Origin of the sequence: Arthrobacter ginkgonis (assembly GCF_039540195.1) — a bacterium.
In the GTDB taxonomy this organism is placed as follows: Bacteria; Actinomycetota; Actinomycetes; order Actinomycetales; family Micrococcaceae; genus Zafaria; species Zafaria ginkgonis.
The window spans coordinates 115590-131011 of sequence record NZ_BAABEO010000017.1 but is presented as its reverse complement, the minus strand read 5'-3'; the positions used below and the strand labels follow the sequence as shown (position 1 = coordinate 131011).

The 15422-nt window shown below is 68.6% G+C and carries 12 protein-coding genes and 1 tRNA gene; 5 read left to right on the top strand and 8 right to left on the bottom strand.

The window, feature by feature from the left end:
* Window positions 1–16 precede the first annotated feature (16 nt).
* Together ABD912_RS12515 and ABD912_RS12510 are read right to left on the bottom strand one after the other, a co-directional pair.
* Window positions 17–1534 carry an exonuclease/endonuclease/phosphatase family protein gene (locus ABD912_RS12515; RefSeq protein ID WP_345151187.1) on the bottom strand — a complete coding sequence of 506 codons (1518 nt, stop codon included), beginning with the start codon at window positions 1532–1534 and terminating at the stop codon, window positions 17–19.
* A 342-nt stretch (window positions 1535–1876) separates the two neighbouring features.
* Window positions 1877–1949 (bottom strand) — tRNA-Arg (locus ABD912_RS12510).
* A gap of 210 nt (window positions 1950–2159) precedes the next feature.
* Here ABD912_RS12510 and ABD912_RS12505 point away from each other — a divergent pair.
* Both ABD912_RS12505 and ettA read left to right on the top strand, forming a co-directional pair.
* Window positions 2160–2741, top strand: coding sequence for a single-stranded DNA-binding protein (locus ABD912_RS12505; RefSeq protein WP_345151186.1), 582 nt, complete (start codon window positions 2160–2162; stop codon window positions 2739–2741).
* A 206-nt stretch (window positions 2742–2947) separates the two neighbouring features.
* On the top strand, window positions 2948–4630 hold the full coding sequence (gene ettA, locus ABD912_RS12500; RefSeq protein ID WP_345151184.1) for an energy-dependent translational throttle protein EttA: 1683 nt from the start codon (window positions 2948–2950) through the stop codon (window positions 4628–4630).
* Window positions 4631–4854: 224 nt separating this feature from the next.
* Here the strand turns inward: ettA and ABD912_RS12495 are convergent, their stop codons facing one another.
* Both ABD912_RS12495 and ABD912_RS12490 read right to left on the bottom strand, forming a co-directional pair.
* Complete coding sequence (locus ABD912_RS12495; RefSeq protein ID WP_345151182.1) at window positions 4855–5820, bottom strand: hypothetical protein; 966 nt, start codon at window positions 5818–5820, stop codon at window positions 4855–4857.
* Between the two features lie 311 nt (window positions 5821–6131).
* Window positions 6132–7001 carry an acyl-CoA thioesterase gene (locus ABD912_RS12490; protein ID WP_345151338.1) on the bottom strand — a complete coding sequence of 290 codons (870 nt, stop codon included), beginning with the start codon at window positions 6999–7001 and terminating at the stop codon, window positions 6132–6134.
* A gap of 153 nt (window positions 7002–7154) precedes the next feature.
* On the opposite strand from ABD912_RS12490, the gene ABD912_RS12485 reads away from it, so the two are divergent.
* The gene (locus ABD912_RS12485) at window positions 7155–7907 is read left to right on the top strand and encodes a hypothetical protein (RefSeq protein ID WP_345151180.1); all 753 of its coding nucleotides are present in this window, start codon (window positions 7155–7157) and stop codon (window positions 7905–7907) included.
* An 81-nt stretch (window positions 7908–7988) separates the two neighbouring features.
* Complete coding sequence (locus ABD912_RS12480) at window positions 7989–8783, top strand: VOC family protein (protein ID WP_345151178.1); 795 nt, start codon at window positions 7989–7991, stop codon at window positions 8781–8783.
* 13 nt (window positions 8784–8796) lie between these two features.
* On the opposite strand, the gene ABD912_RS12475 is transcribed toward ABD912_RS12480, so the two are convergent.
* The 3 genes from ABD912_RS12475 to ABD912_RS12465 all read right to left on the bottom strand — a co-directional run bounded on the left by ABD912_RS12475 (window position 8797) and on the right by ABD912_RS12465 (window position 10710).
* Window positions 8797–9207 (bottom strand): globin, encoded by a 411-nt coding sequence (locus tag ABD912_RS12475; RefSeq protein ID WP_345151337.1) that lies wholly within the window; start codon window positions 9205–9207, stop codon window positions 8797–8799.
* Window positions 9208–9443: 236 nt separating this feature from the next.
* On the bottom strand, window positions 9444–10235 hold the full coding sequence (locus ABD912_RS12470) for a DNA alkylation repair protein (protein WP_345151176.1): 792 nt from the start codon (window positions 10233–10235) through the stop codon (window positions 9444–9446).
* Window positions 10236–10239: 4 nt separating this feature from the next.
* Window positions 10240–10710 carry an OsmC family protein gene (locus ABD912_RS12465; protein ID WP_345151174.1) on the bottom strand — a complete coding sequence of 157 codons (471 nt, stop codon included), beginning with the start codon at window positions 10708–10710 and terminating at the stop codon, window positions 10240–10242.
* Between the two features lie 438 nt (window positions 10711–11148).
* Between ABD912_RS12465 and ABD912_RS12460 the strand changes: the two genes are divergently transcribed.
* The gene (locus tag ABD912_RS12460) at window positions 11149–12537 is read left to right on the top strand and encodes an APC family permease (protein WP_345151171.1); all 1389 of its coding nucleotides are present in this window, start codon (window positions 11149–11151) and stop codon (window positions 12535–12537) included.
* Window positions 12538–12813: 276 nt separating this feature from the next.
* Here the strand turns inward: ABD912_RS12460 and pepN are convergent, their stop codons facing one another.
* Window positions 12814–15360 carry an aminopeptidase N gene (gene pepN, locus ABD912_RS12455; protein WP_345151169.1) on the bottom strand — a complete coding sequence of 849 codons (2547 nt, stop codon included), beginning with the start codon at window positions 15358–15360 and terminating at the stop codon, window positions 12814–12816.
* Window positions 15361–15422: the final 62 nt, after the last annotated feature.

Below are 15422 nucleotides of genomic sequence, written 5' to 3'. Positions count from 1 at the left end.
GCCCTAGGTGTATTGCTTAGGGCAGCTTGGCCGTGGCCGTGACCATGGTGTGGTCGGAGCCGTGGTTGGACACCACCTTGCCGCCCTTGACGGTGACCACATTCTTGTAGGAGACGGTGCCGGAGATGTTCTTGGTGAACAGGTAGTCGATCCGCCCGTAGGTCTGCTCCAGCTTCTTGCCGGTGCCGAAGTGGGTGGTCGGGTACAGGTAGTTGGTCCGCTTCGCGCTTGAGGCGGTGTCCGTCCAGCCGGCGTGCACGAACGTGGTGTGCGGGGCGTTGGGCTGCTGGTAGAAGCTGGAGTTCATGTCCCCGCCCAGCACCATCGGCAGGTTCTTCTTGTTGATGGCGGCCATCTTCTTCACGACCAGTTCGGCCGAGGACTTCTTGGACTTCGCCCCGGTCTGCGGCAGGTCCACTGAGACGTGGGTGGAGACGGCGTAGAACTGCTTGCCGGTCTTCCTCGACTTCAGCAGCGCCCAGGCGGCCGTGCGCTGGTTTTCGCCTTTCGCGGTGGGCAGCTTGAACGACCCCTTCGTCACCAGCTTGTACTTGGCGCTCTTGTAGGCCACCCGGTTCGGGATGGCCGTCTGGCCGGCCTTCTCCAGTTTGGTGTCCAGCGCGTAGCCCTGCTTCTTCAGGCCCGCGGAGAACCCGTCCATGCTCCGGGTCTTCTTGGTGCCGGGGATGGGCTGGTTCCAGGCCTCGTTGAGGATCAGCACGTCGGGGTTCTGGGCCTTGACGGTCGCCAGATGGATTTTCACGCGGGTGTTCCAGGATGCGAACTTCTTGCCCGGCACCGTGCAGGTGGAGCACAGCAGGTTCTGGGTGGCCATTTTCACCGTTTCGGTGCCGGCGATCTTCGGTGCGGAGGCGTAGGCGGTCAGTCGCTGCGAGGTGCGCTTCTTGAACGTCTTGTTGTGCGCCGAGACCTTCACGAACGTCGCGTACCCGGAGCGGGATCCCTGGGAGAGGTTCCGGATGGTCAGGGAGGTGCCGGTGACGTTGGTGAACGTCCGCTTGTTCCTGGTCATGTTGTGGTCATCGGCCACCACGACCGTGTAGTGCGTGGTGTAGGCGGTCTTGTTCCACCGGACGGTGACCGAGTCCTGCCCGCCGGTGTACTTCAGCGAGGTGAATTCCCCCGGGAAGCGGGCCTCGGTGGTGACCTTCAGCGTGTTGGACCAGTCGGTGGAGCGGTACGTATCGCGGCCGACCTGGATGAGGGCGCGGTACTGGACGTAGTAGGTGGTGGCGTTGTCCAGCCCCCCGACGTTTCGGCTGTCGTACTTTTTCTCGACGGCGGCGTTGGTGAATGCCGGGGAGGTCGAATGGCGGACCTCGTAGTGGTGCGCCCCCGCGTAGCCAGGCCAGGACAGGTTGACGCTGGTGGTGGTGACCGAGGCGGTCTTGGGCGCCGCGAGCGCGGCGGTCTGGGCCATCGCGGTGCTGGCGGCGGGGAGGGCGGACACCGGGGAGGCGAGTCCCAGGGCCAGGGCCGCCGCGGCGGCGCGGCGCAAGAGGGAGGTTTTCACGCGCCGGACTCCCGTCCGAGGACCACACCGGCCGGGCGGGGAGCTTTGCGGGGGAGTGCCGGTTGACGGGGATCCCTCGGAACCCCTCGATTTTACCGAATGTATAAAGTTGTCAACCCGCAATGTAAATTCCCCCGACGGCGCTGTTAAACACTTTTGCTGATCGAAGATTAGCGGACTTTTCTAGCAAAAGGGAGGGCGCGGAGGGAAGGGAAACGCAGGGAAGTGAGGAGGGGTATGTCCATCCTGAACCGGTCCCTCCGGGCGAGGGAATCTCCGCGCGCATCGCCACGGACCATACGAACCGGCGCGCGCGCCGCCGGGAACCGTTCGGCCAAGAGGTGCCCCCGGCGGGACTCGAACCCACAACCAACGGATTAGAAGGCCGTTGCTCTATCCATTGAGCTACGGAGGCTGGCGCCCTACGGGCGTCGCCCCCAGTCTATAGGGTGCCTCGCCGTCCGCCGCGCAGGCCGTACCCGGCGTTGCCCCCTCACAAGGTGCTTCGTGGGCGTGCGGGCCACCGGCCGTCCACATCCGGGCGGCCGGGGAGCCCGCGGACCCACCGGCCTTCCCAGAATGGGACCGGAAGCACACGGCTTCCGCCGAACCGAGGGAGGACACCATGGCCGAACACCTCACCGTTCGCGGCTTCGTCGCGAGCGACCCGAGCTTCTTCGAGACCGCAGACAAGCTGACCATCGTCAGCTTCCGCCTGGGCGCCCCGGACAGGCGCATCGACCGTGCCACCGGGGAATGGGGTGACGCGGACATGAACTGGTTTACGGTCAAGGTGTTCCGCGAGCTCGCGCGAAACGTCAGGGCCTCGCTCCGCAAGGGCGAGCGCGTGGTGGTCACGGGCCGCCTGAGGATCAGCCAGTACCGCCGGAGCGACGGCACCTACGGAACCGGCGCGGAAGTCCTGGCGGATACCGTGGGCCATGACCTGCTCTTCGGCATCAGCCGGTACCTGCGCACCCCTTCTCCGCGCCAGGAAGCCAGCGAGGCGTCGCACGCCGTGCCGGCCGAGGACGCCGAGGCCGTGCCTCCCGATGTGGATGCGGGAACCGGCGAGGTGCTCTCCGGAGCCTATGGGGAGCCCGGCTTCGATGGCGAGGACTGCGAGGAAAGTGGACAGGGCGACGCTGAAGACGGTGAGGAGGATGCCGGAGAAGACAGGCGCGAGGTGGGCGCCGGCGCCGCCTGACCCCCCTGGTCGCCGCTGCCCGGCGCCCCTTGGCTGGTGCCCCTTGGCCGATGCCTGCTCCGGACGGTGCGCCGGTCCGGATTCGGGCCCGGATCCGGACCGGGAATGGTGTTCGATCCGGCAGGCGTTCCGGGCCGCCGAGGCCGAACCGGCCGAAGACGTGACCGAATGTGAGGAATGGGGGCGCACCCACTAGCCTTGAAGGTATGGCGGAATTCATTTACACCATGACCAAGGCCCGCAAGGCCGTTGGCGACAAGGTCATCCTCGACGATGTCAGCATGTCCTTCTTCCCCGGCGCCAAGATCGGCGTCGTCGGCCCGAACGGTGCGGGCAAATCCACGATCCTGAAGATCATGGCCGGTTTGGACACCCCGTCCAACGGCGAGGCGCGCCTCAGCCCCGGCTACTCGGTCGGCATCCTGCTCCAGGAGCCGCCGCTGAACGAAGACAAGACGGTCCTGGGCAACGTCCAGGAGGGTGTCGGCGAGATCTACGAGAAGATCACGCGCTACAACCAGATCTCCGAAGAGATGTCCCAGCCCGACGCCGACTTCGACGCGCTGTTGGAGGAGATGGGCAAGCTCCAGGAGGCCATTGACGCCGCCGACGCATGGGACATCGACTCCCAGCTGGAGCAGGCCATGGACGCGCTGCGCTGCCCGCCAGGCGACGCCGACGTCTCCGTCCTCTCCGGTGGTGAGCGCCGCCGCGTCGCGCTCTGCAAGCTGCTGCTGCAGAAGCCGGACCTGCTGCTCCTTGACGAGCCCACCAACCACCTCGACGCCGAATCCGTGCTGTGGCTCGAGCAGCACCTGCAGGCCTACCCGGGTGCCGTGCTGGCCGTGACCCACGACCGCTACTTCCTGGACCACGTGGCCCAGTGGATCGCCGAGGTCGACCGCGGCAAGCTGCACCCGTACGAGGGCAACTACTCCACCTACCTGGAGAAGAAGCGCGAGCGCCTCGAGGTCCAGGGCAAGAAGGACGCCAAGCTGGCCAAGCGCCTGTCCGAGGAGCTGGACTGGGTCCGCTCCAACGCCAAGGGCCGCCAGGTCAAGTCCAAGGCCCGCCTGGCCCGCTACGAGGAGATGGCGGCCGAGGCCGAGCGCACGCGGAAGCTGGACTTCGAGGAGATCCAGATCCCGCCGGGCCCGCGCCTGGGCAGCGTGGTCATCGAAGCCAAGAACCTGGCCAAGGGCTTCGACGACCGCACCCTGATCGAGGGCCTGTCCTTCTCGCTGCCGCGCAACGGCATCGTCGGCGTGATCGGCCCCAACGGCGTCGGCAAGTCGACCCTGTTCAAGACCATCGTCGGCATGGAGCCGCTTGACGGGGGCGACCTGAAGGTCGGCGAGACCGTCAAGATCTCCTACGTCGACCAGAACCGTGCGGGCATCGACCCGAACAAGTCGCTCTGGGAGGTCGTCTCCGACGGGCTCGACTACATCCAGGTCGGCAACGTCGAGATGCCGTCTCGCGCCTACGTCTCCGCATTCGGATTCAAGGGCCCGGACCAGCAGAAGAAGGCCGGGGTGCTCTCCGGTGGCGAGCGCAACCGCCTGAACCTGGCCCTGACCCTCAAGCAGGGCGGCAACCTGCTGCTCCTTGACGAGCCCACCAACGACCTCGACGTCGAGACGCTCTCCTCGCTGGAGAACGCCCTGCTCGAGTTCCCCGGCTGCGCCGTGGTCATCTCCCACGACCGCTGGTTCCTGGACCGGGTCGCCACACACATCCTCTCCTACGAGGGCACCGAGGAGGACCCGGCGAGCTGGTACTGGTTCGAGGGCAACTTCGAGTCCTACGAGGAGAACAAGGTCCAGCGCCTGGGCCCGGACGCCGCGAAGCCGCACCGCGTCACGCACCGCAAGCTCACCCGAGACTAGCGCCCGAGGGGCGGGCCGGCGGCACCGCCTAAGCCCGCACTGCGCCGCAACTACGCCGGGGCGCCACCGATCGGTGGCGCCCCGGCGTCGTTGTGTTTGCAGGCCCGTCCGCGGACCGGCTGCGGACGAGGCGGGGATGGTGGCCGGTCCGGCCCTCCCCGCGTGCCCCGCCGGGCTGGCAAGCCGGCATGATTCCGGGAAACGGAGAGGGAACCAGCCACGTTTCACGGACGCGCGGCGGCGGTCACCTGGTTTGCCTTCCCGCCGATCTGACTGATCACCGTGGCGGCCTGGCGGTCGATCAGGCCTGTGACAAGTTGCTGCGCGGCTCCGAAGACCACTGCCCACGCAAGGATCTGGGCCGAACTGTCCAGATTGCTCAGGCCCGGCACGAATTCCCCACGCATCAGAATCAGGCCCAGAAACGCGGTCAGCGCTCCCGTGGGCAGCTTGAGCACGGCGAGTGCCACCGGCAGTCCCAACCGTGTCGAGGTGCCGCTGAGGTGACGGAGGGCGAGGGAGCCGGAAACGGCACCCGCAACCATGCCAATGAACTCCAGAAGGAAGATGTCGGTGGGAAGCGGCGTGTCTCCCGCGGGACAAACCTCGCCGGTGCCGCTGGGGACGTCCGGCGGGGCGGGGGCCGGGGCCTCGAAGCAGATTTGCAGGTCGTCCGGTCGCACGAAGCCCCATATTGCGACGGCCGCCGCAATCAAGGTCAGCAGAACTGCCGTGGCCAAAAGAGCGTTCCGGAAGCTTCGCACCCTGGTAAATTCCCTCCTTGCCTCGGAACTGGCGGCCCGCACCCCCTGAATAAGTAGCTCTTTGTGGTTTCCGTCCAGGGGGCCAGAGCCGGTTCCCTCGGCCAGCGGTTGGACTTGAAGCCGGCGGGGATCATCGGCGGGAAGGTGCTGACGGATGTGTGCCCAGAAGTGAGGTACCTGACCTGCCAGGTATTGGGCGGGCGCGCGCCGGAGAAGAAGGGCTTCGGCTGCGTCGAGGTTGCTCATGGCCCGCTCGATGATGGCGCCGTTCTTCATGTCCCACCAGCGGGAATTGGCTTGGGCGGCGGTGCCGGCCGCCGCTAGGTGTCCGCGTATGGCCTCGTCCAGTTGCTGATCGGTGTTGGCGGGGGCGGTTATTCCTTCTTCGGGCGGCTGGCTGTCGAACCAATCGGACAGTGTTTTCATTTCGGCGATCCGGGTGAGGGCCTGTTCACGCCACGCCCTATTGGTCTGCCCGCCAAGCGGAAAGGGAAGGGCATAAACCTTGCTTGAGTTTGAAGATCTAGTGTTCCCGACCATTCCAATTACCTCCGGCGCGTCACCCGCAGAGCCGATGCATGGCGGCAATGATTGGCGTGCAAGGCCAATCAACCAAAATGTAGGTCGATAACGTTACTTCCGCATTATCGTCGGTCATCACGGCAGCGCTGCGGGGACGATGCCGCTGACACCGGATCGAACCAAACCCCGCCCGAACGGGGTTGGGCAACACCTCCCTAGGCCGGAGGCTGCGGAAGGCGCACCATGCCCTCCTGGGCCACGCTGGCCACCAGGTCCCCGGAGCGGTTGTAGATGCGGCCCAACCCCAGCCCGCGCGCGCCCGAGGCGCTGGGGCTGGCCTGCACGTAGAGCAGCCACTCGTCCACGCGCACCGGCCGGTGCCACCACATGGCGTGGTCCAAACTGGCCACGCTCAGCCCCGGTGTGGTCCACGGGAGGCCGTGGCGGCGCAGGGCGGACTCGAGGATCGTGTAGTCGCTGGCGTAGGCGAGGGCCGCGCGGTGCAGGGCCTGGTCCTCCGGCATCGGCCCGGTGGTCTTGAGCCATACCGTGTTGTGGGCGGTGCGCTGCCTGGCCATCTCCGGGGTGGGGAAGTAGATGGGCGGCTCCACGTAGCGCACGTCGAAGGGCCGGTTGTAGGCCCAGTCCTGCGCCATCGGGTCGTCGATCCGGCCCAGGATGTCGGCCGAGCTGGGCAGGGTCTCGGGATCCGGGATGCCCTCGGGCATGGGCTCCTGGTGCTCGATCCCCTCCGACGGAACCTGGAAGGAGGCGATCAGGGACATGATCGGCTCGCCGTTCTGGTACGCGTGGACGCGGCGCGCGGAGAAGGAGCGGCCGTCGCGCAGCCGCTGGACGCCGAAGGTGATGGGCTTGAGCGCGTCGCCCGGGCGCAGGAAGTACCCGTGCAGCGAGTGGATGGGCCGGTCCCCGTCGACGGTGCGGCTGGCGGCCACCACCGACTGTCCCAGCACCTGGCCGCCGAACACCCGCTGGCGGGGCTGGACGGGGGAGCGGCCGGTGAAGATGTCCTCCTCGGTGCGCGCCTCCGGCTCGCCGTCCAAGTCCAGCAGGTCCAGCAGCATCTCCGTCGTGTCGCGCTCGCTCAATTACTACTCCTCGGTAAGGGTCTTCCGGCTTGAGGTTATCCGCCGCGCGCCCCGCCCATCAAGCGGGCCGGTCCGCCTGCGCAGCGCGCCGCGTGGCGCGCCCCCGCCCGGGAATGGAAACATGGAGGGATGCACCCCGACCAGTTGACCCTCGCCGATGCCGAATCCGTAACCGACCTGCACACTTTCCTGACCCGTGCGCGGGCGATCGAGGACGGGTCGGCACGGCTGGAGGCCGCCGGCACCGCGCTGGGCGTGTACGTGCCGGTCCTCTACCCCGAGGCGCTGGGCGCCCCCGTGCCCACCATCCTGGGCCTGCGCGTGGCGCGGCTGGCGGAGCCGGCCGACCTCGCCGCCGTCTACGGGCTCGGCGCCCTGACCGACCGGCTGGCACGGCTGGCCGGCGCGTCCACGGACCTGTCCCTGCCGCCGGCGGAGGCCTTCGCCCCGTGGGCCGGCGTGGCCCCGCCGCGGCGCGGCTGGGAACGGATCGCCGAGTACGACGACGCCACGTTGCGTTCCGTGGCCGAGGACGGCATGCGTGCCGTGGCCGGCGCGCTGCCGGAGAACGCCGGGAAGCCGGTGCTGGCCACCGTGCGCTCACGCATCTGGTCCACCCCCGCGGCCCTGGTGGCCGCTGCTGCCGACCCCGCCGGTCCCCGCTCCGGCCCGGCCGCGGAACTGCCCGGCTTGGCCGTGGAGCTGCCGGCCGGGGCGGCGTTCGCGGCACAGGCCCTGGGCTTCCTGGCGCCTCAGGGCACCTCGGCCCTGTTCCGGGCCGGCCGCTGGCTGCGGCTCAGCTCCGCGCACGGCCACGTCCTGGTCCGGCTGGCCCCTTCCACGGGTTCAAAGACGGCGGAGCCGGTGCTAGCTTTCAGCTAGGCGCGGGCCCGGCCCCGTGCCGGAACCTCCCGCGGCGCGGTCCGCCGTCCGGGAATCCCCGCGGTGACGAAGGAGCGCGCCATGCCCATCCGCAACGAACCCTGGCACACGGGCACCCCCTGTTGGGTGGACCTGGAGTCGGACGACATCCCCGCCGCCTGCGCCTTTTATGCGCGGCTGTTCGGCTGGTCCTACGAGGAGGCGCCGGGGGACTCCGGCGGCTACGCGTTCGCGCTGCTGGACGGGCGCCGGGCCGCGGGCATCGGGCCCCGCTCGGAGGATCCGCAGGGGCCCCCGGCCTGGATGACCTATCTGGCCGCGGACAATGCGGACCAGGTCGCGGGGTGGATCACGGCCGCCGGCGGCATCGTCATGGTGCCCGCCTTCGATGTCATGGAGGCCGGCCGGATGCTGGTGGCCGCCGACGGCGCCGGGGCGGTCTTCGGCGTCTGGCAGGCACGGAGCTCCATCGGTGCGCAGGTCCGCGGCGAACACGGCGCCCTGTGCTGGAGCGAACTGCACACCCGGGACTACGCCGGGTCCAAGGACTTCTACGCGCGGGTCTTCGGCTACGCCTACCAGGCGATTTCGGACACGGACGACTTCCGGTACGCGGGGTTCCGCCCGGTCGGCGCCGATATGGACTTCGGGGCGGTCTTCGAGGACAACCGTTCCCCGGCCGAGGTCCCGAACTACTGGCTGCCGTGGTTCGCGGTCGGGGACGTGGACGGGGTTTCGGGCACCGCCGCGGAACTCGGCGCGCGAACCCTGATGCCGCCCGCTGACAGCGACTACGGGCGCATGGCGGTGCTGGCCGGACCGGAGGGCGAGCCGTTCGGCATCATCGACCCGCGCATGCCGGAGGGATCCGCGTAGGCGGCGTGCGGCCTCAGCCGGGGCGGTTCTGCAGGGAGTGGGCGGCCCGGTCGAAGTAGTCCCAGAGGGTTTCGGCCTGCAGCGGCGGAAGGTCCAGCGCCTCCACGGCGGCGCGCATGTGGCGCAGCCAGGTGTCGCGGGCGCCCGAGTCCACGGGGTAGGGCATGTGGCGCATGCGCAGCCGCGGATGTCCGCGCCGCTGGCTGTAGGTGCCCGGTCCGCCCCAGTACTGCTCCAGGAACATCTGCAGGCGCATCTGCGCCGGATAGAGGTCCTCCTCCGGGTACATCGCCCGGAAGCCGGGGTCGGCGGCGACGCCCTCGTAGAACTTCTCGGCCAGCCGGCGGAACGTCTCGCGTCCGCCGACCTGGTGGTAGAAGGTCCCCTCGAACGCGGACTGGTCCTCGTCGTAGCCGTCGCCCACCCAGCCCGGAATCCGGCCCAGCGGCGGCGCTGCCTCCTCGCCAGCCGTGCCGTCATCAGCGGTGCCGGTCTCCGGAGCGGCGCCGATCCGCACCGCGCGGCCCGGCAGGGTGCTGCCCGGGCGGACCATGCTGGAGGGGGCGCCGCCGGCGGGCACGCCGGTCTGGGGCATGCCCAGGTTGGTGCGCGGGGGAAGCGGGGCCGTGGCGGGATCGGAGGCGGGGCCGGACGGGGAAGTCATGCGTTAAAGCCTACCGCCGGGCTCGGCACCACCGGGATTGGTACCGCCGGCTCGGGTGTCGGCAGGCGGCGCAGCGCCTCCCGGCGCGAGAGCGGGCTGAGCCCCGGGTGCCCGGCCACGAAGCCGCGCACCCAGTCCGGATCGGTCTTGGCGTACTCGCGCAGCGCCCAGCCGATTCCCTTGCGCAGGAAAAACCCCGGCTGGTCCTGGTTGGCCTCGATGGTTTCGGCCAGCAGCACGACGTCGGTGCGCGCCTTGCGCGAGAGCTGGCAGACCAGCGCGGCGCGCCGCTTCCACGGATCCGCGTCCGTCGCCCAGGCCCGTACCCGCGGCAGCATCGTCTCCGGGTGCGCGTCCAGAAGGTCGGCGAGGTTCCGGTGGATCCCGTCGACCAGGTCCCACCAGGCGCCCTCGGACACCATCCGCTCGTACAGCGGCAGGAACTCCAGTTGGCCCCGGCAGGCCGCCACCTCGGTCAGCCGCTGCGCCGCGTACCGGTGCTCGCGGTGCGCGGCGGTGTCCCACAGCAGGGTGGCGGCCTCCAGCCGGGCCGGCGCCGACCTCAGCCGGTGCGCGGAGGCGGCCTCCGCCGTCGTGCGCCGCAGCAGCGGGGCCGGGACGCCGAGGAACGGCTCTGCGGACTTCATGTAGGACTGCATCGCGGGTGCCCGCCCGGGGTCCGCGACGGCGCGCAGCCGCCGGTCCAGGTCGGCCGCGAAGGCCGCGGCGGACGCGGAGTCCGCCCCCGGCGCCGGTCCGATCGGGTTCACCTGATCAGCCGGAGACATCTGGTCAGCCGGGGGCAACGGGGGAGTGGCGCACCGGGAAGTTGACGCTGCGGGCGATGAAGCAGACGTCGTGCGCCTGCTGGTGCAGGGAGTCGGCCAGGGCGCGCTGGGACTCGTCGGCGAGCTCCACCCGGGGGTGCAGCACGGCCTCGGTGAACTGCCCGCTGCCGTCGCGGTTCAGCTTCATCGTGCCCTCGGCGGCGTCCGAGTAGCCGGTCACCACCACGCCGTTCTTCACCGCCACGTGCAGGTAGGAGAGCATGTGGCACTGGGACAGCGCGGCCAGCAGCAGTTGCTCCGGGTTCCAGCGGTCGCGGTCGCCGTGGAAGGTGGGGTCGGCGGTGCCGGGCAGGTCCGGCAGGCCGGCGGCGGAGACCACATGGTCGCGCCCGTAGGCGCGGTAGGTGGAAGTGCCGGAGCCGCGGTTGCCCGTCCAGTCCAGGGCCACGGCGTAGCGGTGAAGATCCAGGTTCATGGCCCCAGACTATGGGAGCCCGGTCCGCAGGCCGTTGCGTTCGGTGCATGATGACGCGTCCGCATGTACCGAACGCAACACCATGCGAACAAGAGCGGTCGATGCCGGGGTTCGATCTTGATCCCGAGAAGGGCAAATCCAGGTCCTGATCCCGGCTGTCTCCGACGAGGGCGACCCCCGCTCCCCGTTCCGTCGCCGGAACAGCGGCCGAATGTAACGGACCAGCAGGCTCTTGACGGTGATCCGCGTCACTGCTTTACTAAACGAATCATATTCGTTTATGGATGCGGCAGATGGCATTGACTACGAGTCATGGTCACTTGCGGGGCAGGTGGCCGCTGACGGCGGTGCCACCAATGTGCCCGAGATCGTCCAAAATTTCCTCCCACGTATGTTTGCGCCGCCCGGCGTCGGCGGCCCAACCTCTTAGGAACCACCATGAGCTCCACTTCTGATACACAGACCCCTCTGGGGGAGAACCGTCCGAGTCCGGCAACCGATAGAACTGGGAGCGGTTGGCGCCGTGTGCTTGGGGTTCCTTCGTTGGTATTGCTGGGTCTCGTGTACATGGTGCCCCTGACCATTTTCAGCACCTACGGAATCGTCGTGGAACTGACCGGAGGGCGGCTCTCAGCGGCATACGCAGCCGCGTTGGTGGTCATGCTCTTCACCGCTCGTTCCTATGGACGGATGGCCAAGGCCTTTCCGGTCGCGGGCTCCGCCTACGCCTACGTCACAAGGTCCTTCAGCCCCGGCCTGGGGTTCATGGCCGGCTGGTCGCTGCTGATGGATTATCTGCTCCTGCCGATGATCAACTACCTGCTGATCGGCATCTACCTGAACGCTGCTTTCCCAGCCGTCCCGGCCTGGTTGTTCATCTGCGTGTCCATCGTGACCGTAACCGTGCTGAATATCATCGGAATCACTGCGGTGGCCAGGGCGAACTTCGTCGTCGTGGGACTCCAGGGCCTGTTCATCGTCTTGTTCGTCATCCTCGCCTGCGCCTCCATCACCGGATCGGGCAGGGTTGATCTTCTTGCCCCCTTTGCGGGAGTTGGCGGGGCGGAAGGGTTCTCGCCCATCCTGTCCGGCGCGGCCCTTCTCTGCCTCTCCTACCTTGGTTTTGACGCTGTCTCGACCTTTGCGGAAGAGTCCAAGAATCCGCAGCGGAGCATCCCGCGGGCCATCATGATAACCACCGTGCTTGCCGGCCTGATTTTTCTGGGGCTGGCATACATCAGCCATCTCCTGCTTCCGGTAGGCACCTTCTCCAACCCGGACTCCGCGGCGATCGATGTCGTTGCCACTGCCGGGGGAAACCTGCTGGTGGCATTTTTCACCGCCGCTTACATCGCAGGAAGCCTCGGATCTGCGCTGACCTCCCAGGCTTCGGTTTCGCGCATCATTTACTCCATGGGCCGCGGCGGCGTACTTCCCCCAATTCTTGGACGCCTCCACCCGCGTTTGCGAACACCGGTACTTCCGATCATCCTGACTTCGGCCGTAGCGCTTTTGGCCCTGGTCCTCGACCTGACCACCGTCTCCTCGCTCATCAGCTTCGGGGCCCTCGTGGCATTCTCGGCAGTCAATCTCTCCGTGATCAAGCACTACTTCATCAATGAAAAAGAGCGGGGACTGAAGGGGGCGATCAACAACCTGCTGCTGCCGGGAATCGGGCTGGCCTTGACGGTTTGGCTGTGGACAAGCCTGAGTGGATTGTCATTCTCGCTGGGTCTGTCTTGGGCCGGATTGGGCTTGGCATACCTGGTCTACCTCACGCACGGATTCCGCCGGCCAACACCCCACCTGCAACTCGAGGAGGCGTAGCGCCACAAAGAACGCAGGCGCCTAACCGCCATGGCGGTTTCCAGGGGTCGTTGCAACGCTTGGTCGTTGCAGTGCTTGGCCGTTGATTGGCCGGCAACAAATCACGCATGCGCTCGGCCGGGGTGTCCCGGCCGAGCGTTTCGCGTGGCGCCCCGCGGGCGTTCCCGCGCCGGGACGGCCGACCGCGCCCACCCCTGAACCCCGGTGCGACGGCGGACGGCCGGCTCCCGGTGGGGAAGCCGGCCGTCCGCCGTCGTGCTGGTGGCCGCGGGGCCCTTACTTGTCGGCGGCCTGCGCCTTCAGGGCGCGGGCGATGCCGTCGCGGCTTTCCACGACCAGCCGCTGCAGCGCCGGGATGTCGGTCCCGAGCCCGTCCAGGAACCTGTCCGTCAGGTCCAGCGTCGCCTGGCTGGTCTGCCGGGACGGGTAGAGTCCCACGACGATCTGCTGGGCGATTTCGTGGCTCTTCGTCTCCCACGCCCGGCGCGCCGTGGCGAAGTATTCCTGGGCGAAGGGCGCGATCAGGCTCGCGTCGTGCACGCGGTTGAACCCGGCGATCGCGCTGCGCTGCTGCAGGTTGGACAGGGTGCCGTCCTCGATGATCGCGTGCCAGGCCGCCTTCTTGGCCTCCAGGGTGGGGGTGGCGGCCTTGGCGGCCTCGGCTGCCAGCTGGCCGCTGGCGGTGTTGTCCCGCCGCAGCTCGGCATCGATCTCCGGCTGGCCGGCGCGGCCGCCGGTCACCAGCGAGGTGAGCAGCTCCCAGCGCAGGTCGGTGTCCACGGCCAGGCCCTCCAGCACGCGCGATCCGTCGTAGAGCCCGGCGATAACGTCCAGCTGTTCGGGCGACTGCGCGCGGGCGGCGAACGCCTTGGCCAGCTGCAGCTGCGCGTCGGAGGCCGGCGCGGCGGCCGAGGCCAACTCCCACAGGCTGTCCGCCGCGGCGACGGCGATCGCCTGGTGGTCCTCGGGGGCCACGTAGTAGTCCAGCGTGGTGGCCAGCTGGCGCAGCAGCACCTGGACCACGGAGGAGTCGGTCTCGTGCGCGATGTTGCGCAGCACCAGTTCCACGTAGTCCCGCGCGGCCGTCTCGCCGTCGCGCGCCGCGTCCCACGCCGCACCCCACACCAGGGTGCGCGGCAGGGAGTGGGCGAAGTCCTTCAGGTGCGCCCGGGCGGCCTTGAGGGAGACCGGGTCCAGCCGGATCTTCGCGTAGGCCAGGTCGTCGTCGTTCAGCAGCACCAGGGCCGGGCGCTGGTGCCCGGTGAGCCCGGGCACCTCCGTGCGTTCCCCGGCGACGTCCAGTTCCTCGCGGTGCGTGCGGACCAGCCGGCCGGCACCGTCCAGGTCGTAGAAGCCGACGGCGAGGCGGTGCGGGCGGATGGTCGGGTGCGCCGCCGGCGCCGACTGCAGGATCGCGAAGGAGGTGATGGTGCCGTCCCCGTCCAGGCCGATCTCCGGCTCCAGCTTGTTCACCCCGGCGGTCTCCAGCCACAGCCGGCCCCATTCGGAGAGGTCGCGCCCGCTGGAGGCCTCCAGCTCGGCCATCAGGTCCGGCAGCTCGGTGTTGGACCAGGCGTGCTTGCCGAAGTAGGAGCGCACGCCGGCCATGAACTGCTCCTGGCCCACCCAAGCGACCAGCTGGCGCAGCACCGAGGCGCCCTTGGCGTAGGTGATGCCGTCGAAGTTGACCTGCACGTCCTCGAGGTCGTTGATCTCGGCGACGATCGGGTGTGTTGAGGGCAGCTGGTCCTGGCGGTAGGCCCAGGACTTCTCCATGGAGGAGAAGGTGGTCCAGGAGTTGGTGAACTCGGTGTTCTCCGCCGCGGCCAGGGTGGACATGAACTCCGCGAAGGACTCGTTCAGCCACAGGTCGTTCCACCAGCGCATGGTCACCAGGTCGCCGAACCACATGTGGGCGAGTTCGTGCAGCACGGTGATGGCGCGGCGCTCGATGGTGGCCTCGGCGACCTTGGAGCGGAAGACGTAGGTCTCCAGGAACGTGACGGCGCCGGCGTTCTCCATGGCGCCGGCGTTGAACTCCGGCACGAAGAGCTGGTCGTACTTCGGGAACGGGTAGGGGGTGGCGAACTGCTTCTCGAAGAACTCGAAACCCTGGCGGGTGAGGCGGAAGATGTTCTCCGCGTCCAGGTGCTCCATCAGGGACTTGCGGGCGAACACGCCCAGCGGGATGGTGCGTCCGTCGGAGCTGGTGAGCTCGCTGCGCACGGCTTGGTAGGGGCCGGCGACCAGGGCGGTGACGTAGGAGGACATCGGCAGCGTCGGCTCGAACGCCCAGGTGGCGGAGCCGTCCGTGCCCGGCGTCGGCGCGGGGGTGGGGGAGTTGGAGATGACGTCCCAGTGCGCCGGGGCGGTGACGGTGAAGCGGAAGGCCGCCTTCAGGTCGGGCTGCTCGAAGACGGCGAACATGCGCCGGGAGTCCGGGACCTCGAACTGGGTATAGAGGTACACCTCGTTGTCGACAGGGTCCACGAAGCGGTGCAGGCCCTCGCCGGTGTTCATGTAGAGGGCGTCGGCGACGACGGTCAGCTCATTGGCCTCGGCCAGGTCCGGCAGTTGGATGCGGACCCCGTCGGAGACCTCCGCCGGGTCCAGGTCCCGGCCGTTGAGAACCACCGAGTGGACGGCGTCGGTGATGGCGTCGATGAAGGTGGAGGCACCGGCCGCCGCCCGGAAGCGGACGGTGGTGGTCGAGCCGAAGACGCGGTCCCCGCGGGTGAGGTCCAGGGCGACCTCGTAGGATTCAACGTCCAGCAGGGCGGCGCGGGCGCGTGCCTCGTCGCGGGTGAGATTCAAGCCTGGCAACTTCGTGGCCTCCTCCGTGGCGCGGCGGAAGGTGATCGGCCGCGAGTGATGTGAAACAGCTC

Coding starts and splice junctions, on each gene's coding strand:
- ABD912_RS12505 (WP_345151186.1), top strand. CDS start 2,160: ATGGCCGAACACCTCACCGTTCGCGGCTTCGTCGCGAGCGACCCGAGC.
- ettA (WP_345151184.1), top strand. CDS start 2,948: ATGGCGGAATTCATTTACACCATGACCAAGGCCCGCAAGGCCGTTGGC.
- ABD912_RS12495 (WP_345151182.1), bottom strand. CDS start 5,820: ATGAAAACACTGTCCGATTGGTTCGACAGCCAGCCGCCCGAAGAAGGA.
- ABD912_RS12490 (WP_345151338.1), bottom strand. CDS start 7,001: ATGCTGCTGGACCTGCTGGACTTGGACGGCGAGCCGGAGGCGCGCACC.
- ABD912_RS12485 (WP_345151180.1), top strand. CDS start 7,155: ATGCACCCCGACCAGTTGACCCTCGCCGATGCCGAATCCGTAACCGAC.
- ABD912_RS12480 (WP_345151178.1), top strand. CDS start 7,989: ATGCCCATCCGCAACGAACCCTGGCACACGGGCACCCCCTGTTGGGTG.
- ABD912_RS12470 (WP_345151176.1), bottom strand. CDS start 10,235: ATGTCTCCGGCTGATCAGGTGAACCCGATCGGACCGGCGCCGGGGGCG.
- ABD912_RS12465 (WP_345151174.1), bottom strand. CDS start 10,710: ATGAACCTGGATCTTCACCGCTACGCCGTGGCCCTGGACTGGACGGGC.
- ABD912_RS12460 (WP_345151171.1), top strand. CDS start 11,149: ATGAGCTCCACTTCTGATACACAGACCCCTCTGGGGGAGAACCGTCCG.